The 16,419-nt window shown below is 50.6% G+C and carries 13 protein-coding genes and 1 pseudogene; 5 read left to right on the top strand and 9 right to left on the bottom strand.

From position 1 onward, the window contains the following. Positions 1-19 precede the first annotated feature (19 nt). A complete protein-coding gene (gene porX, locus GBK04_RS04310) occupies positions 20-1,585 on the bottom strand; it encodes a T9SS response regulator signal transducer PorX (protein ID WP_152757156.1) in 1,566 nt (521 codons plus the stop codon). 188 nt (positions 1,586-1,773) lie between these two features. Then, on the bottom strand, positions 1,774-2,514 hold the full coding sequence (kdsB, locus tag GBK04_RS04305) for a 3-deoxy-manno-octulosonate cytidylyltransferase (RefSeq protein ID WP_152757154.1): 741 nt from the start codon (positions 2,512-2,514) through the stop codon (positions 1,774-1,776). Between the two features lie 118 nt (positions 2,515-2,632). Here kdsB and GBK04_RS04300 point away from each other — a divergent pair, with 118 nt between their 5' ends. The 4 genes from GBK04_RS04300 to GBK04_RS04285 all read left to right on the top strand — a co-directional run bounded on the left by GBK04_RS04300 (position 2,633) and on the right by GBK04_RS04285 (position 5,407). Beyond that, the gene (locus GBK04_RS04300) at positions 2,633-3,181 is read left to right on the top strand and encodes a DUF4905 domain-containing protein (protein ID WP_152757152.1); all 549 of its coding nucleotides are present in this window, start codon (positions 2,633-2,635) and stop codon (positions 3,179-3,181) included. A 255-nt stretch (positions 3,182-3,436) separates the two neighbouring features. Further along, complete coding sequence (locus GBK04_RS04295; RefSeq protein WP_152757150.1) at positions 3,437-4,420, top strand: LysM peptidoglycan-binding domain-containing protein; 984 nt, start codon at positions 3,437-3,439, stop codon at positions 4,418-4,420. Positions 4,421-4,425: 5 nt separating this feature from the next. Continuing rightward, a complete protein-coding gene (locus GBK04_RS04290) occupies positions 4,426-4,635 on the top strand; it encodes a hypothetical protein (RefSeq protein ID WP_152757148.1) in 210 nt (69 codons plus the stop codon). After that, entirely contained in the window at positions 4,607-5,407 is an 801-nt protein-coding gene (locus GBK04_RS04285; protein ID WP_152757146.1) for a TIGR02757 family protein, read from the top strand. The genes GBK04_RS04290 and GBK04_RS04285 overlap by 29 nt, the downstream gene beginning before the upstream one ends. A 112-nt stretch (positions 5,408-5,519) precedes the next feature. Here GBK04_RS04285 and GBK04_RS04280 read toward each other — a convergent pair whose 3' ends face one another. After that, a complete protein-coding gene (locus tag GBK04_RS04280; RefSeq protein WP_152757144.1) occupies positions 5,520-6,140 on the bottom strand; it encodes an outer membrane beta-barrel protein in 621 nt (206 codons plus the stop codon). Between the two features lie 136 nt (positions 6,141-6,276). On the opposite strand from GBK04_RS04280, the gene GBK04_RS04275 reads away from it, so the two are divergent. Beyond that, positions 6,277-7,047 (top strand): class I SAM-dependent methyltransferase, encoded by a 771-nt coding sequence (locus GBK04_RS04275; RefSeq protein ID WP_373330705.1) that lies wholly within the window; start codon positions 6,277-6,279, stop codon positions 7,045-7,047. 24 nt (positions 7,048-7,071) lie between these two features. On the opposite strand, the gene GBK04_RS04270 is transcribed toward GBK04_RS04275, so the two are convergent. From GBK04_RS04270 to GBK04_RS04245, 6 genes and pseudogenes are all read right to left on the bottom strand, one after another. Next, a complete protein-coding gene (locus GBK04_RS04270) occupies positions 7,072-7,950 on the bottom strand; it encodes an alpha/beta hydrolase (RefSeq protein ID WP_152757142.1) in 879 nt (292 codons plus the stop codon). Between the two features lie 25 nt (positions 7,951-7,975). Beyond that, positions 7,976-8,296, bottom strand: coding sequence for an AtuA-related protein (locus GBK04_RS04265; protein WP_152757140.1), 321 nt, complete (start codon positions 8,294-8,296; stop codon positions 7,976-7,978). Continuing rightward, positions 8,293-9,615: an acyclic terpene utilization AtuA family protein gene (locus tag GBK04_RS04260; protein ID WP_152757138.1), complete on the bottom strand. Its 1,323-nt coding sequence runs from the start codon at positions 9,613-9,615 to the stop codon at positions 8,293-8,295. Before GBK04_RS04260 ends, GBK04_RS04265 begins: the two co-directional genes overlap by 4 nt. A 106-nt stretch (positions 9,616-9,721) precedes the next feature. After that, positions 9,722-11,020, bottom strand: coding sequence for a CitMHS family transporter (locus tag GBK04_RS04255; protein ID WP_152757136.1), 1,299 nt, complete (start codon positions 11,018-11,020; stop codon positions 9,722-9,724). A 96-nt stretch (positions 11,021-11,116) separates the two neighbouring features. Continuing rightward, positions 11,117-12,478, bottom strand: a pseudogene (locus tag GBK04_RS04250) (carboxylesterase/lipase family protein). 273 nt (positions 12,479-12,751) lie between these two features. Continuing rightward, complete coding sequence (locus tag GBK04_RS04245) at positions 12,752-16,126, bottom strand: ThuA domain-containing protein (RefSeq protein WP_152757134.1); 3,375 nt, start codon at positions 16,124-16,126, stop codon at positions 12,752-12,754. Positions 16,127-16,419 lie beyond the last annotated feature (293 nt).

Below are 16,419 nucleotides of genomic sequence, written 5' to 3'. Positions count from 1 at the left end.
TGTTTTCTCGACGTGATAATCATTTCGCTTTCATATCGATGAAGGGTATGATGACTTCTTCCAGTGAAACGCCCCCATGCTGGAACGTATCGCGGTATAGATTCACGTACTGATTGTAATTGTTTGGGTAGGCAAAAAAGTAGTCTTCCTTGGTGAACACATAAGACGTGGAAACATGGGGTTTGGGCAGGAAAAAGCGTTCCGGCTTGCGGCAGACCAGCAGGTGATCGTCGTCAAAACCCAGGTTTTTGCCATGCTTGTAACGCAGGTTTGTATTCGTTTCGCGGTAGCCGATAATCTTGACCGGCTTCTGAACCCGAATCATACCGTGGTCGGTAGTCAAAATCAGGCGTCCCTTTTTCTCCGCTACTTTCTTGATGAAATCGAGTAGCGGTGAATGCTGAAACCATGACCTGGTGATCGAGCGGTAAGCCGCTTCGTCGGGAGCCAATTCCTTGATCATCTGCACATCGGTACGGGCATGCGAGAGCATATCTACGAAATTATAAACCACCACATTCAGCGCATTCCCCATCAGGTTATTAAAATTATCCACCAGCGATTTTCCCTGATTGGTGTTCAATATCTTATTGTACGAAAACTTGATGTTCAAGCGGTTCCAGTCGAGTTGCTTTTGCAAAAGCTCGTGTTCGTGTTTGTTGAGGCCTTCTTCACCCTCGGGCGTATTCTCGTCGCTGACCCACCATTGGGGGTACTTTCGCTCGATTTCACTGGGCATCACCCCGGCAAAAATTGCGTTCCGGGCGTACCCCGTGGTAGTGGGTAGGATAGAATAGTAGGCGCTTTCTTCTTCAATGGTAAAGTACTCCTGCATCACGGATTGAATCATCTTCCACTGGTCGTAGCGGAAATTGTCGATCAGCAGGAAGAACAGCGGTTCGCCGCTGCCTTTCAGGTGCGGGAACACCTTCTGCTTCATCAACTGGTGCGACAGGATCGGTCGATCCGCGCGGGGATCGTTCAGCCAGTCTTCGTATTCTTCCTCAATGAACTTGGCAAAATTGGCATTGGCATCACTTTTCTGCATACTGAATACTTCCGCCATACCCTGGTCCTGCGAACTTTCCAGTTCCAATTCCCAATAGATCAGCTTTTTGTAGATGTCTACCCATTCTTCATGGCCAATCCGATCCTGATATTGCATCGCCAGGTTGCGGAATTCCTGCTGGTAGCTCAGGGTGGTTTTTTCGGTAACCAGACGTTTATTATCCAGGATTTTCTTCACCGAAAGCAGAATCTGATTGGGATTGAGGGGCTTAATGAGGTAGTCAGCAATTTTGGAGCCAATGGCATCCTCCATAATATGTTCCTCTTCGCTTTTTGTAATCATCACAACCGGAAGCGAGGGGCGCATCTGCTTGATTTGGGCCAGGGTTTCCAGGCCCGTCATGCCGGGCATCATCTCGTCCAGGAACACAATGTCGAAGCGTTCTTTCTCGACCTTATCGAGGGCATCGGAACCGCTGTTGACGGGGGTCACCGCATAGCCCTTGTTGGTCAGAAACATGATATGGGGTTTCAATAGATCTATTTCGTCGTCGGCCCAAAGGATGTTGTATTGCATGGTTCAGCGTTTTGTTTTATGGATGAATCGTCGTCAAAATCGACCCGCCACCGGTAAGCCGACTTGTGACAATCTTTTTTTAACGTAAAAAGAGGCAGCCTCGTACGTGACAGTGGGTGAGAGAATTTTGAAAAACAGTCTAATCCGCTCGAAGCCAACCTATATACGTTATTTGGTAGATAGACGATTTATAGCAAAAACTTTCGTGCCACGCGTGCCAAATCCTCAGGAGTGTCGATGCCGTGGGAATCATCGGGAGTGATGACGGCCTGAATCGAGAAGCCGTTTTCGAGCCAGCGTAGTTGCTCCAGGGCTTCGGCTTTTTCCAGCAGTGATACGGGTAGCTGTGTGATTTGAGCCAGGACGTCGGTACGGTAGGCATAAATACCGATATGTTTGTAAAAGGTATGCCGGGCGAGCCAGTCCGATTTTTCGGTACCCCGTATCTGGGGGATAGTTTGACGACTGAAATACAACACGTTCCGCTTGGCGCTCAGTACCACTTTGGGCGAATTGGGGTTAAAGAGCGTTTCTTCGTCCTCGATCACTTTCACCAGCGTAGCCAGTTGGGTGTCGCCGTTGAGTACCGCGGCCAGCCGGTTGATCTGGGTAGGCTGGATGAAAGGCTCGTCGCCCTGAATATTGATTACATATTCATAGACACCTTCCAGATACTGCAAGGCTTCAAAGCAGCGGTCGGTACCGCTTTGGTGCGCTGCGGAAGTCATCACGACTTCACCGCCAAAGGACCGGACGTGGTCGAAAATCCGCGCATCGTCCGTAGCTACTACCACATGCGAAAGCCGCGAAGAGAGTTTGGATTGCTCATAAACCCGGCGAACCATGCTTATGCCGCCTATCTCGGTCAGGGCTTTGGCCGGAAAGCGGGTGGAGGCGTAGCGGGCAGGAATAATTCCAACGATTTGCATTGGGGAAAGAGCGGCTTTTTAACAAAATACCAAAAAAGCCAGCAGCGGTTAGCAATTAGCTGATAGCTTTACTACTTGGTTTAAAAACACCAAATCTAGCACATCAATCCCATAACTCGTGCCTACCGCTTCGGAAAACCTATTCGTACACACTTTTTCACAGACCATCTGGCGTATACTGCCGCATGCCACCCGCGACGAGTGGGCGGTAGAATTACGGGATGCGGACCGTAAAACCGTTTCATGGGCCTTACTGGATCTGGCGCTGCCCGCCCTGCGCTGGCATACCACCCCGGAAGCGACCGACTGGTGGAGTACCCTCGTGGCCTTTGCGGAGGATGCCCTGTACCTCCACAATTACCGCTTCCCCGACATTCCCGAACCGACGGATTTGCTGGCAGTTTCACGATTGGAGGGTACCCTACGCTGGGCGTTACCCGGCTGGACGTTTGTTGAGCAAGACCTCCAATCAGGTACCTTGATTGTGGCCAGGAAGTTGCCCGAAACCATTCAGTACCAGCAGTGCGATTCTCATACAGGGCGTATCTTACAACCTATTGATAGGGAAAAAAGCAGAGCCCTACCCACGTCCGATTTCCGGATTCCGGTGCGGTATGGCCCCAGGACATATACTTTGATGTACTTTCGTCGTTTTTGGAGAAAATAGTCCGTGTCCGGGATCCAATTGCCGTTGATTACCTCGAATCGGACCCTTATTTAGTCTTTTCTTATTATCTTTACGAGCAGGAAAAAGTAGCTCAGTATCTTCTGATTGTAGATCGTGGGAAGCAAATTGTCCATCATGAACGGCTGGGTGAAAACCGACAAGGCGTGGGACGGGACACGATTATCTGGAAAGCCCATCGCCTGGTTTGTCTTCGAAACAGTAATGAATTCATCAGTATAAAATTGACACCCTAGAATGAAATACGCATTTGGTCAGATTTTTCTAATGGTCTGTTTTATAGCCCTTATGAGTCCGGCGTCAGCTATATCCGGGTCAGGCTCGGTGGCAGCCCTCAGGGATTCCATCGGGACAGAGCGGGCAAATGGAAAAACTTATATTTTGCACAAAGTGGATGCCGGGCAAACCCTATATGCCGTGATGCGGCGATACGGTGTACCAGTAGGCGAAATCAAGGCCGCCAATGCGGGGATGGCCGATAATCTGCGGACTGATCAGGTCATACGGGTACCCTACACACCGCCTAAATCGAGCCGGGCATCGGCCCGGGAGGAGCGGATCGCGGCCCGGGAAGAAAAGAAAAAAAATGAAGAGAAGAAAACCGAACCCGCCCCGGCTACTGCTCCTGCGGTAAAGTCCGCTCCGGGCATTCATAAGGTAGAGCAGGGGCAGACCTTGTACAGCATTGCGGTAAAATACGGAGTGCTAATGGCGGATGTACGCAAATGGAACGGCCTGACTTCCGACAATGTGCAGCTGGGGCAGGATTTGATCGTATCCGAAAAGGCCTATTCGGAACGTCGCCCTAGCGTGACCCCTTTTCCGGCGCCCAAGGCAGCGGAAAAGACCGAACCTACCCCCCCGCCCGTAGCTACCGTGGAGAAACCCAAAAAACCGGTAGTCGAAGAGACCAAGCCAGAACCCGAACCCAAGGAAACAACGGGTCGGCGAATGAGCGAATCGGGATTGGCAGAATTGATCGACACTGAGGAGAGCAGCAGCAAGTACCTGGCCCTGCACCGCTCGGCTCCATTGGGTACCTTGATTGAAGTGAAGAACCAGTATAATCAGGAAAAAATCTGGGTGAAAGTGGTCGGGCGGATTCCCAGTACGAGTATCAACGAAGACATTGTGATTAAACTGTCGGCCCGGGCATTTGAGAAACTTTCTCCGAACAGCCGCCGTTTTAGGGCTGAGATCAACTACATCTCGGCCAACTGATCTGCATGAAACACGCTCCCGAATTCAAATCCCGCCGCGAAGAGGAACGCGCTGAACTCAAAAAAACCACCGGCTACAAAGTGTGGAGCGTGGCTTTTACGTTGTTATATCCGTTCATTGCGATTTTCACTTTCCTTTTTTCCAGCCTGGTGATGGTGTTTTCCGGAATCTCACAGGGTTTGGCTTATGTACTTGGAAAAGTTGTCCGCCGATAGTTCCCTGGAAACCTTGGCCGAATTGCTCGAGCGTAAGTATGAGCAATACAACCGTCCGGATTTTATCCCTCACGATCCCATTAGCATTCCTCACCGGTACAGCCTGAAGCAGGATATTGAGCTTATGGGTTTCTGGGCTTCTATGCTGGCGTGGGGACAGCGGAAAACCATTATCAACAAGTGTCTGGAACTGGATGCTTTGATGGATCATGCACCCTATGATTTTGTCCTGAATCATCAGGAAAATGACCTGAAACGCTTTCTCTTGTTCAAGCACCGTACCTTCAACGCTACGGATACGCTGTACTTTCTTCACTTCTTCCAGGATTTTTATAAAAAACACGACTCGCTGGAAGAAGCTTTTTTGATTCCTGGACAGGCTGAACAAACTACTACGGAAGGTAGCCTGATTGCTTTCCACGACCTATTCTGTGGCCTGGAAGATTTCCCCCCCCGGACAAGAAAACACATTGCCACGCCTGCCCGTAAGTCGTCCTGTAAGCGGCTGAATATGTTTTTGCGCTGGATGGTGCGCCAGGACGACCGAGGTGTTGATTTCGGGATCTGGCAGCGCATACGCCCCGACCAGCTGGTGATGCCCTGCGATGTGCACGTGGACCGTGTGGCCCGGTACCTGGGCCTAATCCAGCGGCCCCAAACCGATTGGTCTACTGCTCTGGAACTTACGGCTGCCCTTCGAGCACTCGATCCTTATGATCCGGTGAAGTATGATTTTGCGTTGTTTGGGTTGGGTATCGAGGGGTATGTATGAGGTGAGAACTTAGTTCAAGCCATCTATATCGGCTTCGCTTAAACCCTCACGAAATTAGAGAAAAATAATATGAGTGAGAAAAAACTGGTTGCCGGGCCAAATGTGGGCCTATCTATTTGCCTATAAGAAAAGTCAGTCCCAGCCGCAAGCCATTGAAATCTCCGGGTTGCTGTTTGCTCAGAATACTCCGGTTGTACATCAAGTCGAGGTTAATGCGCTTGCTGAGTCTGAAACTCACACCCAACCCGGCTTTGGCAGTGAAATTGGAGGCTGAAGCCTGGGTATTCTCTCCTATGAAATATGTTGCCTCCCTAGTTTGAAAGTTCCAGCCACCTGATAGTTGGGCAAAGGGCTTTACTTTTCCAGAAGTAAAATAATAGCGGGTGAAAAGTTCCGGGGTAATAAAGCGTTCATTCCTTTTCCAGGCAGGTTGCGGAAACATACTGCTCGCTGCGGCTAATTTGTTAACAGCGTGATAAGCTCCGTAAGAGACTTGTATTCCAGTTATCCAACGATTGGCGATAAAATAGCCCGCCTGCCCTGTAGCAGACCAAGTGTCGCTGTCTGAAACATTCCCTCGACCCAGTCCTCCCGTTCCGTTTAGGCCAAGAAACCATTGTCCTTTTTGCATAGAGGCGTGGGTAAAATCTTTGCCAGTCAGGTTACCCTGTGTTTGGGCCAAAATCGGATTGAAGAGACTAATGAATAGGAATGAGAGCAGGAGGTTTTTCATGCGATAATCGTTTATTGTTAAAAGGGTTAAAGGTACTTTTTCAAAAGAAATCAACACAATTTACATTTTACTGAGTTTATAGTAGAGAAGGTTACGGCCTGAATGGTTGGAAAGAAAAAGCGAAAAAATAGAATTTATGAAATACAAATATCAAAACGTCATGAAGCTACCCCAGCTATTTTTAGCCTTGGCTATTCTGTTTTTCAGCTGCACTACCTCCTCTTCCCAACAAAAACAGACTGCCGAAGCCCAGGCCGATACGAATGTGTACGGGCGGCAAACTGCCTCGTACGATGGCATTGGCAAGACCTACTTCGGTAGGGAAATAGCCCACGTGATGGGTTTCGGCGGGGCCAGCTGGCTGGAGCGCGACGAACGACAGGAGGAAGAAAACACCACGCTGGCGATCAGCAAGCTACCTATTTCCGCCACGAGTGTGGTGGCCGACATTGGCGCGGGTACCGGATATTACACCTTCAGGATTGCACCCAAGGTACCTCAGGGAAAGGTGTATGCCGTGGATGTGCAGGACGAATCGATCAAGTATTTACGAAACAAAGCCGAAAACCTGGGGCTGAAAAATGTAGAAGTGGTTAAAGGTACCCCCCAATCGCCCAACCTGCCGGACAATTCGGTGGACCTGGCCATTATGGTGGATGTGTACCACGAACTGGAATATCCATACGAAATGTTGCAGGCCCTGCGCAAAGCCCTGAAAGCGGACGGAAAAATTCTGCTGCTGGAATACCGCGCCGAAGACCCTGCCATTCCCATCAAAAAGCTGCACAAACTCAGTGTGGATCAGGCTAATAAAGAACTGGAAGCAAACGGATTTAAATTGGTCCAGCGCGGCGATTTTCTTCCCATTCAGCATTTTCTGGTGTACCAGAAGCAACCGAGTAGGTAGCAGCATTGCACTCCACAATACTATTCAAGGAATAGACGTACCATTGGCTTTCAGGACTTTATGGAAGAATAATAGCTGGTAGGGCAGGGCATTCTCCCAATATTCCCAACTATGTCCGCCTGGCCGCTCGGTGTAGTCGTGCGGAGTTTTGTTCTCTACCAACTGGTGATGAAGATCGCGGTTGGTATCAATCAGAAAATCATCTACCCCAATATCGAATATGAGGGGCAGACCGTTGGATTTGAGGCGATCGGCCAGAGTAACCATCGTATAGCCGGGATAGGGCGTTGCACCTGTCTGGGGCGGACCTAACAGTTTGGCAAAGTTTTCCGCTCGCGATTTGGCAAATTCCGCGGGTACTTTCCAGGTAGCCGTGTTGATATCCATCACTCCACTCATGCTTCCTGCCGCAGCGTACAATTCGGGATGACGGCTCGCTATGTACATAGCTCCGTGTCCGCCCATCGATAATCCTGCAATAAGTCGCCCTTTTTTATCCTTAACGGTACGGTAAGAACTGTCGATTTTATCCATTAATTCTTTGACGATAAACGTCTCGAACTGACTGGTTTTGATGAGCGGACTGTCAAAATAATAACTGGTAGGATCACCATCGGGCGTTACGATGATCAGGTTGTACTGATCCGCCAGTCGGTGCAGCAGCGTTTTGTCAGGTACCTTGGTCAGCCAGTCACGAAAACCTCCTGAGCCACCGTGGAGCAGATATAATACGGGGAAAGCCTGGTTTAGTTTCTGATAGTTGTCAGGAAGCACTACGGCGGCCTTTAGGGTACGGTTCATTCGCGCACTGTACACATCAAGGGTATCTACTTTTGCCGCGGCTGCATTCAGGCCCAGCAGGCACAAAAAAAGTAAGGCAGTGACATTTTTTGTTTTGGACATGAGGCGATAGGTAAATAAAGATGTTTCAAATTTCATTGTTTTCAATCCACATTTCCAGTAAAGCGAAACTCAGGCTTTTGCCATGCGTATCCATAGCCAGTGATGTGGTAACTCCGCCCAACAACGCCTGTCGGCAGACAAACTGTAAGGCAGGCAGATTGGGCAATTCGTAACGTTCAATTTGACCCGCTACGATATCTTTCAAATGTTCTTTCACGGCTTCTGCAGTCACTTTTGCTTTCAACAGTGGATAATCCTTTTCGCGGTAGGGAATGAGCGAGAGTACGAGCGTGTCGCCTTTGTCGCCAGCCCGGCTGTGGGCCAGGTCATACAATTTTATTTTCATGATTTTCTGATGGTTAGGGTAGGTTCCACCTGCTCACGGTTCAGGAAAGTGGACACAATCCCCACGACTTCGTGTACATACTTACGAGCACCACCCCCACCCGCAGGGCCGTTGGTGTAGAGGGCTTCCACTTCTTCGCCGATCACGGCAGCCTCAGCGGCGGTGGGTGCCTTCCCCGCCACCCGGAGCCGAATTTCGTACGGCTCCGGCCAGGTACCCCATTGGGTTCGATGCACGGAAGTGCTTCCTATGTAATCGATACGAAGTTCCGTAAATCGGTTTTTCAAACGTTCTTCCATCATTGCTCCGGCCAGTTGAGCGCGGCCCAGGGCATTAGTACCGGCGTAAGATATTTCTCCTTCACCCACAAAACCGGCCTGGTAGCCTACACTTACTTTCAACGCTTTTGGTTTGGCCTGGCCCCGCCCGCCCGTCACTTCGAGTAAGCTGGGACCGGTTTCACGCATTTTTACCTGGGTGAAGTCAGCTACGACATCCGGCGTGAAGTACTGGCTGGGGTCCATCACTTCGTACAGCAGTTGTTCTTTGACCGTTTCCAGCCGCAAGGTACCTCCGGTGCCAGGTACCTTGCTGAAAACTGCCGTACCATCCTGCATCACATCGACGAAGGGATGCCCCAAATTGGCCAGATCGGGTATGTCTTTTTTGCCCGGATCGGCGAAGTACCCTCCCGTAAGTTGCCCGGCGCATTCGAGCAAATGGCCGATGATGGTCGCTTGTCCAATCCTGTTGGCATCGTCCAGTGACCAGCCCAATTCGTGCACCATCGGCGCTACAAATAGGGACGGATCGGCCACTCTGCCCGTGATAATCACTTCGGCGTCGGAAGCCAGAGCGGGTAGCAGTGCATCGGCGCCGAGGTAGGCATTGGCCGAAATCAAGGGGCCAAAGTCGGTCAGTAGTCGTCCGGTATCCAGATCACGGTCTTGCGGGCTAAGGCTACTGAATACGTCATCGCCGGTAACCGCAGCCACAGTAATGTCGATTTTCAGTTTCCTGGCGATTTCAACTATTTTTTCTGCTGCCGCAATCGGGTTGGCGGCTCCCATGTTGGTGATTAGTCGGATTTTGTTGCTTTTTATGAGGGGCAAAAGCAGTTCCAGACGGCGTTCGAGCAGCGGATCATAGCCTTGGTTAGTATCCTGGATTTTTCGTTTCTGAGCGAGGGCAATGGTTCTTTCGGCCAGGCATTCGAGTACCAGATAGTCCAGCTGCGCTTTTTCAGCCAATATTACGGCTGGTTCCAGCCGATCGCCCGAAAACCCTGCGCCGCAGCCTATTCTGATTTTTTGTTTCATGGAAGTTGTCGGACTATTGTCGACTGAATTTTAGACAAAATAGATAAACCATTGATTGTTGTTTTTTTAGCTGATTACCCAGAGCCATTTTTACCACTAAAATACATTACCAGCTTATTGTCCCCAGCAGAATGGCTACCGTAAGCATCACCAAAGTTACCAGAAAAGCCAGCGGAATGGTCTTGCGCTGATGGTCGCCCAGGTCTACGCCCGTGAGGCCAATCAGTAGGAAGGTAGCCCCGGTGAGGGGGCTTATCGGAAATCCGGTCGTCATCTGCCCCAGAATAGCGGCCCTACCTACCTCCAATGCATCGCCCTGAAAGTGCGTAGCGGTGGTACCCAGCAGCGGCAGAATACCAAAATAAAAAGAGTCGGGGTCAAAAAGCAGACTGGCTGGCATGGAAACTACCCCCGTAACTACCGCCAAATGATTACCTACCACGGCGGGGATATAGGTCACAGCCGCTTCGGCCATGGCTTTGATCATACCCGATCCTTTGAGAATACCCGTGAAGCAGCCTGCCGCGAAGAGGATACTCGCCATGAGCAACGCGGCTTTGGCGTGCGCGTCGATACGCTCCCTTTGTATTTTCAAATCAGGATAGTTGAGGGTAATAGCCAGGGCAAAAGCGATCATAAAAATGACATGGGGCGGCGCTATCCCTGCAATCAGAAGCGTAATGGCAGCTACCACCAGCAGTAGATTGACCCCCACTAAACGCGGCCGTTCGAGTTCCCGGAACGACTCTGCCGATTCTTGGATTGTTTTCTCTCGGGTGATGATTCTGGCGGCCTGCAGGTAGGTTCGTTCCTTGACCCCTAACACAAAAGCGATGATCATTACGGTCAGCAGGCCGCACACCACCGGGATGAGCAGCGGATTAAAAAGTTCGGTGACAGGTACCTCCAGCGCCGTGGCCGCGCGGATGGTAGGACCTCCCCAGGGCAGAATGTTCATCGTGCCGGCGGCCAGCGCCACCGTAGTAGCCAGGGTGGTCCGGCGCATGCCGAGACTGTCGTATAGGGGTAACAGAGCCGGTACGGTAACCAAAAAGGTTACGGCCCCGGAGCCGTCCAGATGCACCAGCATAGCCAGCAGAGCGGTGACGACCGTGATGCGGGCGGGATCATTTCCGGCAAGTTTCAGAAGGTAGGCGATAAGAGGCCGGAAAGTACCGGCGTCCATCAGGGTACCGAAAAATAGAATGGCAAACACGAACATGACGGACGTGGTGGCAATAGACTGGATACCCTCGGTCATGAAAGCCAGCAGCTCCGATGTGAAACCTGCCAAAAGTCCCGTGGTAACGGGTACCATGATCAAGGCAACTACCGGCGAGACTGTTTTGGTCATAACCAACAGCAGCAAGAGAACGATGGTCAAAAGACCCAGAAAGGCGAGCATATTACGGAGTTGGTTAGTTGCCCGACGACTTTGAAAGCAGGAAGTCCAAGGCGGCCTGATCGGGCAGCGGCTTGGTATGCTGGTCTTTGCCCAATATCATGATCTGCTTGTCTTTTGGGGTATAGGTCGGCCAGGGGGTAAACCTGGGGCGTTAGGATTGCCGGTTTTAATAAAATTGGCCCAATACTCAGACATTAGCTGTGCCAGTTTCCGATCAGCTTCCTCCCAGGGACGGTCTACAAAGCGCAGGTTGTCATAGGCATAGGGTACCTCGCCGGTATGAAACGCTCCGTACTTCACGTACTCACCCGTCGCTGGTACTTTGCGCGTGAAGCGATATACATATACTTTTGATTTGTTCTGGGTAGCTTGCACATTGGCCCAGGCGTAGTTCTGGGTACCGAAAATCATATCTCTGGAAAGATTTAGCTGAGAGGCCGCCGCTTCGGTATCGGTACTGGCGGGGTAGTATTTCAGAAATGTTTCGGTATCAGCGCCATATTGCGCTTCGCTCTGTTTTCGAAAATCAACGGCGTTTTTGAGCGGGCCGAAAAGAAGCCCTTCATCCTGATTCCAGCCTGTGAGCAGGGTAACCTCGTTCTGTTTTCCCGCCGCAAATATGTCAGCAATGGTAGTAGGCAGCACGTATCCATCGATGATGGGTCCCCGCAACCCCTGCGCTTTTTTCAGGATGTCATCGGCCGATAGGGCGCGGAGTGCTTCTACAGAATTGACACCTAGACTTTCAGCTATTCTGACACCGTCTTTTTCGGCCTGGTCAAGTCCCGAGTTATTTCGGGAAAAGCTTGCTCCGCTTTCGGCAATGGCTTTATTGAATAGCCCCTTAGCCAGCGGCGAGGCTACCAGGCAATTCACACTCATGGAGCCCGCCGACTGTCCGGCAATGGTGACGTTATTGGGGTCACCGCCAAATGCGGCAATATTCGTCCTTACCCATTTCAAAGCCGCTATTTGATCCATAAGTCCGTAGTTGCCCGAAGCCTGGTGGGGCGACTCTTTGGTCAGGTCAGGGTGCGCAAAAAAACCAAAGGGCCCAACCCGGTAGTTGGTGCTTACGAACACAATTCCCTTCCGGGCCATAGCCTCCCCATCATAAATGGGCACGGCACTACCCCCACTCGAAAATCCGCCTCCATAGATCCATACCACAACCGGCCTTTTCTCCTGGGGCCCCTGTGCTCCCGACCAAACATTAAGATAGAGGCAATCCTCGTTGATGGGTTCTTTGGGAATCAGGAATTCTGCCGACCACATGCTGAATGGTGCCGGGGTACCCTGCATGGGGCTGGGACCGAATTGATCGGCTTTCCGCACGCCGCTTCAAGGTTTTACCGGTTGCGGGGCTTTCCAGCGCAGTGCGCCCACCGGTGGCGCTGCAAAGGGTACCCCCTTGTACATGGCAATTTGACTATCGGCACTTAGGGTACCTTCAATCATGCCCGATTCGATTTTTATCACCCTAGGCATTGACGACGGGATAAAAAATGAAGTGGAACAAAATGTTAAAAGTCCGCAGACAAGTACCTTATATATTTTCATCGTCTTTGATGTTGGGGGATTTTACAGGAAAGCTGTTAAATTAACACATGCTGTCAGTCTGATTTCCAGAGAAATCCACACTTGATTTATACTTGCTGATGGAGCATAAATGCAAAAAAAGCGGGAGTCGGTATTACCCGCCCCCGCTCGTACATGGTCATGGTATTTTTGTTACATCGCTCCGTTGATAAATTCCAGCGTATCGATCGTATACAACGGTTTACCGCCCGCTTTGGGGTTCTTGAATACAAGGTATAGGTCGCGCTGACGACGGTCGGCAGGTACCTGAAGCGGAATTTCCACTGCACCCATGGTATCTTCGCCTACATCCACCGAGCCGATTTTCGGGCCAGTTGGCGAGTCGAGGTGTACCTCAAGCGCGCCGCCCACAGTCATGCCTTTGGCCGTAAAAATACTGGCTTTCAACTTGCTGATACCCGTCAAGTCGATGTTATCGTACTTCACGTAGCCACCATCGGCGGTTGCTACTACTACCTCATTACCCTGGGGAAGCTTGTATTTCATGAAATCCTTACCGGAATCATAGGTGGTGGCCTTCATTTTGGCTGGGCGCAGGGCAATGGTTTGGCTACCCGTCAGCGGGCCGATGGCTCCATTTCCCTTATCGGTGTAGCTGGCCGTGAACACATACGAACCTTCCTTGGCTTTTGATTGAGCTGCATAGGTACCTTTCAGCGGTTCACTTTTTACTTTATTCTCATTCGCTAGCGACAGGATGTACTTCACCATGTCTTCGGCTTCTTCCTGCTTCAACTGAGGGTGGGCAGCCATGGCCTGCTCACCCCATACGCCGCCACCGCCTTTGATTACTTTTTCGGCCAGCGTCTTGGGAGCATTACGGTCTTTCTGGTATTTTTTGGCTACGTCAATATAGGCCGGGCCCACTGATTTTTTGTCGATGCTGTGGCAAGCCTTGCAGTCGCTCAGCTCAATCAGGCGCTTGCCCGTGGCAAAACCGGTATTGACCTGGTGTCCCTGAGCAATCATGGTTTTGTCAAAACCTTCCAGATAGTTAACCGTCAGCAGCACGTCATTTTGATCGACGCCCTTCGCCAGCGAGCCATCCTCCTTATCGTTCACCTTCACTTCGTAAGCGATGGGTTTGTTGTCCCAATAAAACGATTTGTTTCCGGTCATCGCGATTTCTACGTCAGGAACGGCATTTCCGGCTTTTACAGATACCTCAGAGGTAGCCGCATTGCCTTTGGCATCCGTAACTTTTAGTGTGGCCGTATATTCGCCGGTTTTGGTATAAGTAAAAGTCGGGTTAGCTTCTGTGCTTTTGGGAAGACCTTTTCCAAACGTCCACTCGTACTTAATGGCATCCTTATCATAATCCATCGAACCTTTGGACGAGAACGCTACTTTCAACGGTACGGCTCCCACAGTTTTATCGACTGCGGCCATGGCTACCGGGGTGCGGTTGCCGGCATTGTAAGTGATGTGCGTGAGCCGGGCTTCGTCGTTCTGCGCAAACCAGTTGCTGCCGTATTCCAGCATATAGAGTGAGCCATCCTTAGCAAACTGCATATCCATGGGGTGGTTAAAAGTAGAAGAAGGCATAAAATGCTCCATCGAAATGAAATCACCATTGGGGGCCATGGTTACCGGATTGATCCAGCCCCGCATCCACTCATAGGCAAATAGCTTCCCGTCGTAATAACGGGGGAATTTTACTTTACTGTCGGCATAATCGTCGTAGTAGTACACGGGCCCGGCCATAGCGTTACGGCCGCCCTTGCCCACAATTGCCCCGAATTCAGGCGATTCGGCGTAGGGGTAGTAGATGAAAGCTTTTTGCGCGGGAGGCAATTCCTTAAGCCCCTTGATTGTTGTGGAAGGATTTACAGGTTTCGCAGGATCAAAATACGGTCCGGAGGTACTATCGGCAAAATTGAACAGACGGTAGGGTTTGTTGTCGCCCACAAAAAGCGGCCAGCCAAAGTACCCCGCTTGGCGGGCCTGATTGATTTCATCGTGGCCACGGGGACCGCGCTTGGGATTATCTTCACCGGCATCCGGCCCTACCTCACCCCAGTACAGGTACCCATTACGCTGATCTACTGCAATACGGTAGGGGTTTCGGTTGCCCATTACATAAATCTCGGGACGAGCTCCTTCGGTACCTTTGGGGAAAAGGTTGCCTTCGGGAATATCATAACCGCCTTCGGCAAGGGGCTTGATCCGAAGGATTTTACCACGCAGATCGGCCGTGTTACTGGCTGAATTCAGGGCGCTGAATTTCTCGCGTCCGGGGCGCAGATCGCTGGGCGAGAAACCGTTCGACTGAAAAGGATTGGTATTATCACCCGTCGAAAGATATAGATTTCCCTTTTTGTCCCAGGCGATGGAACCTCCGGTATGGCAGCAGTCGTCCTGGCCCCCGATGCGGTTTTCGGCCACATTCAGCAAAAGCTGCTCCGTATCAAGTAACAGTTTGTTGTTGGCATCGTCCCATTTCATCCGGACCAGGCGATTGTTTTTGTCAGGATCAACAGCCGAGTAATACAGATACACCCACTTATTTTTGCTAAAATCCGGATCAATGTTAACCCCCAGCAGACCATATTCGCGTTGGAAATGGACGGGAATAGTAGCCGCCAACTCGGTGGTACCTGTTTTGGGATTATATACTTTGACTGCTCCTTTTCTTTCGGTGAAGAGTACCTTATCGTTGTCGAGTACGACCAGTTCGGTAGGTTCGTCCAGATGGTCCACCAGCACCTTCCGTACGAAACGGTTTTCTTCGGGGCGGGATTTGGAGTAGTCCAGTTTATCGGCCATGGCCCATTTCATGCCGCCCAGAAGATGCTTCATGTACACCGGATTGGCGTACATTTCATCAGTATGGCCAAAGTTGGTATAAAACGACTTACCGCCCTCAAACTCATGGTACCAGGCCATAGGATGGTCATCGCCCATTTTGCCCTCAGTATAGGTTTTTTCATCAATCTTGACGAGTACCGTTACATCTTTGTTAAAATTCTTGAAATCGTAGAACTCATCCTTCACTGACCACTTATCCGGAAATCCTTCCATGGACGGATTGCTGCGGTTCACTACGTAAGCTTCGCCCGTTTGGATATTATTCTTCGGATGGCTAGCGAACCACGCTCCGGCCAAGCGGTTGTACCAGGGCCAATCGTACTCGGTATCGGCGGCAGCGTGGATGCCCACATAGCCCCCACCGGCTTGGATATAGCGTTCGAAAGCAATTTGTTGCTCGTCGTTGAGCACGTCGCCGGTGGTGCTCAGGAAGACAACCTCACTATATTTTTTCAAGTTTTCATCGGTAAAAGCAGCGGCATTCTCGGTGGTATCTACGGCGAAGCCGTTCTCTTTTCCGAACTTCATGATGAGTTTTTGCCCCACCGGAATGGAGGCGTGACGGTAGCCGGCGGTTTTGGAAAATACCAGAATCCGCTTGCTGGCGGTCTGCGCTACTGAGAAGCCAGTGCCGACGCCGCAACATAAGGCAAGGATTAACAAGCCTTTATGAATAAATTTATTACGCAAAATGAACATGGGTTAAAAGGTTAAATTGTATTCGGTACTTAAACGGTGCAGGGTACCAGATGTTTGAAGGAAAGTGAATTGAACACGTCAAACTCTGATTGCTCACCGGAACCTCAAAGTTAACGATCAAAACGTTAGGTTTTGGAGAATTCTTATGGTTTTTTGGAGATGTAGTTTGAAGAAAACCGATGGAGCTTAGAGGAAAGCGCGTATAGGATGAAACACCTGCACCCGTGCGCAATACAAAAATCAAACCATGATTTTTCGGATAAAATAGCGGCAAACAACAAAAGGTACGGTAC

This window comes from Salmonirosea aquatica, assembly GCF_009296315.1.
Taxonomy (GTDB): Bacteria; Bacteroidota; Bacteroidia; order Cytophagales; family Spirosomataceae; genus Salmonirosea; species Salmonirosea aquatica.
This window is presented reverse-complemented; position numbering and strand designations above follow the sequence as displayed.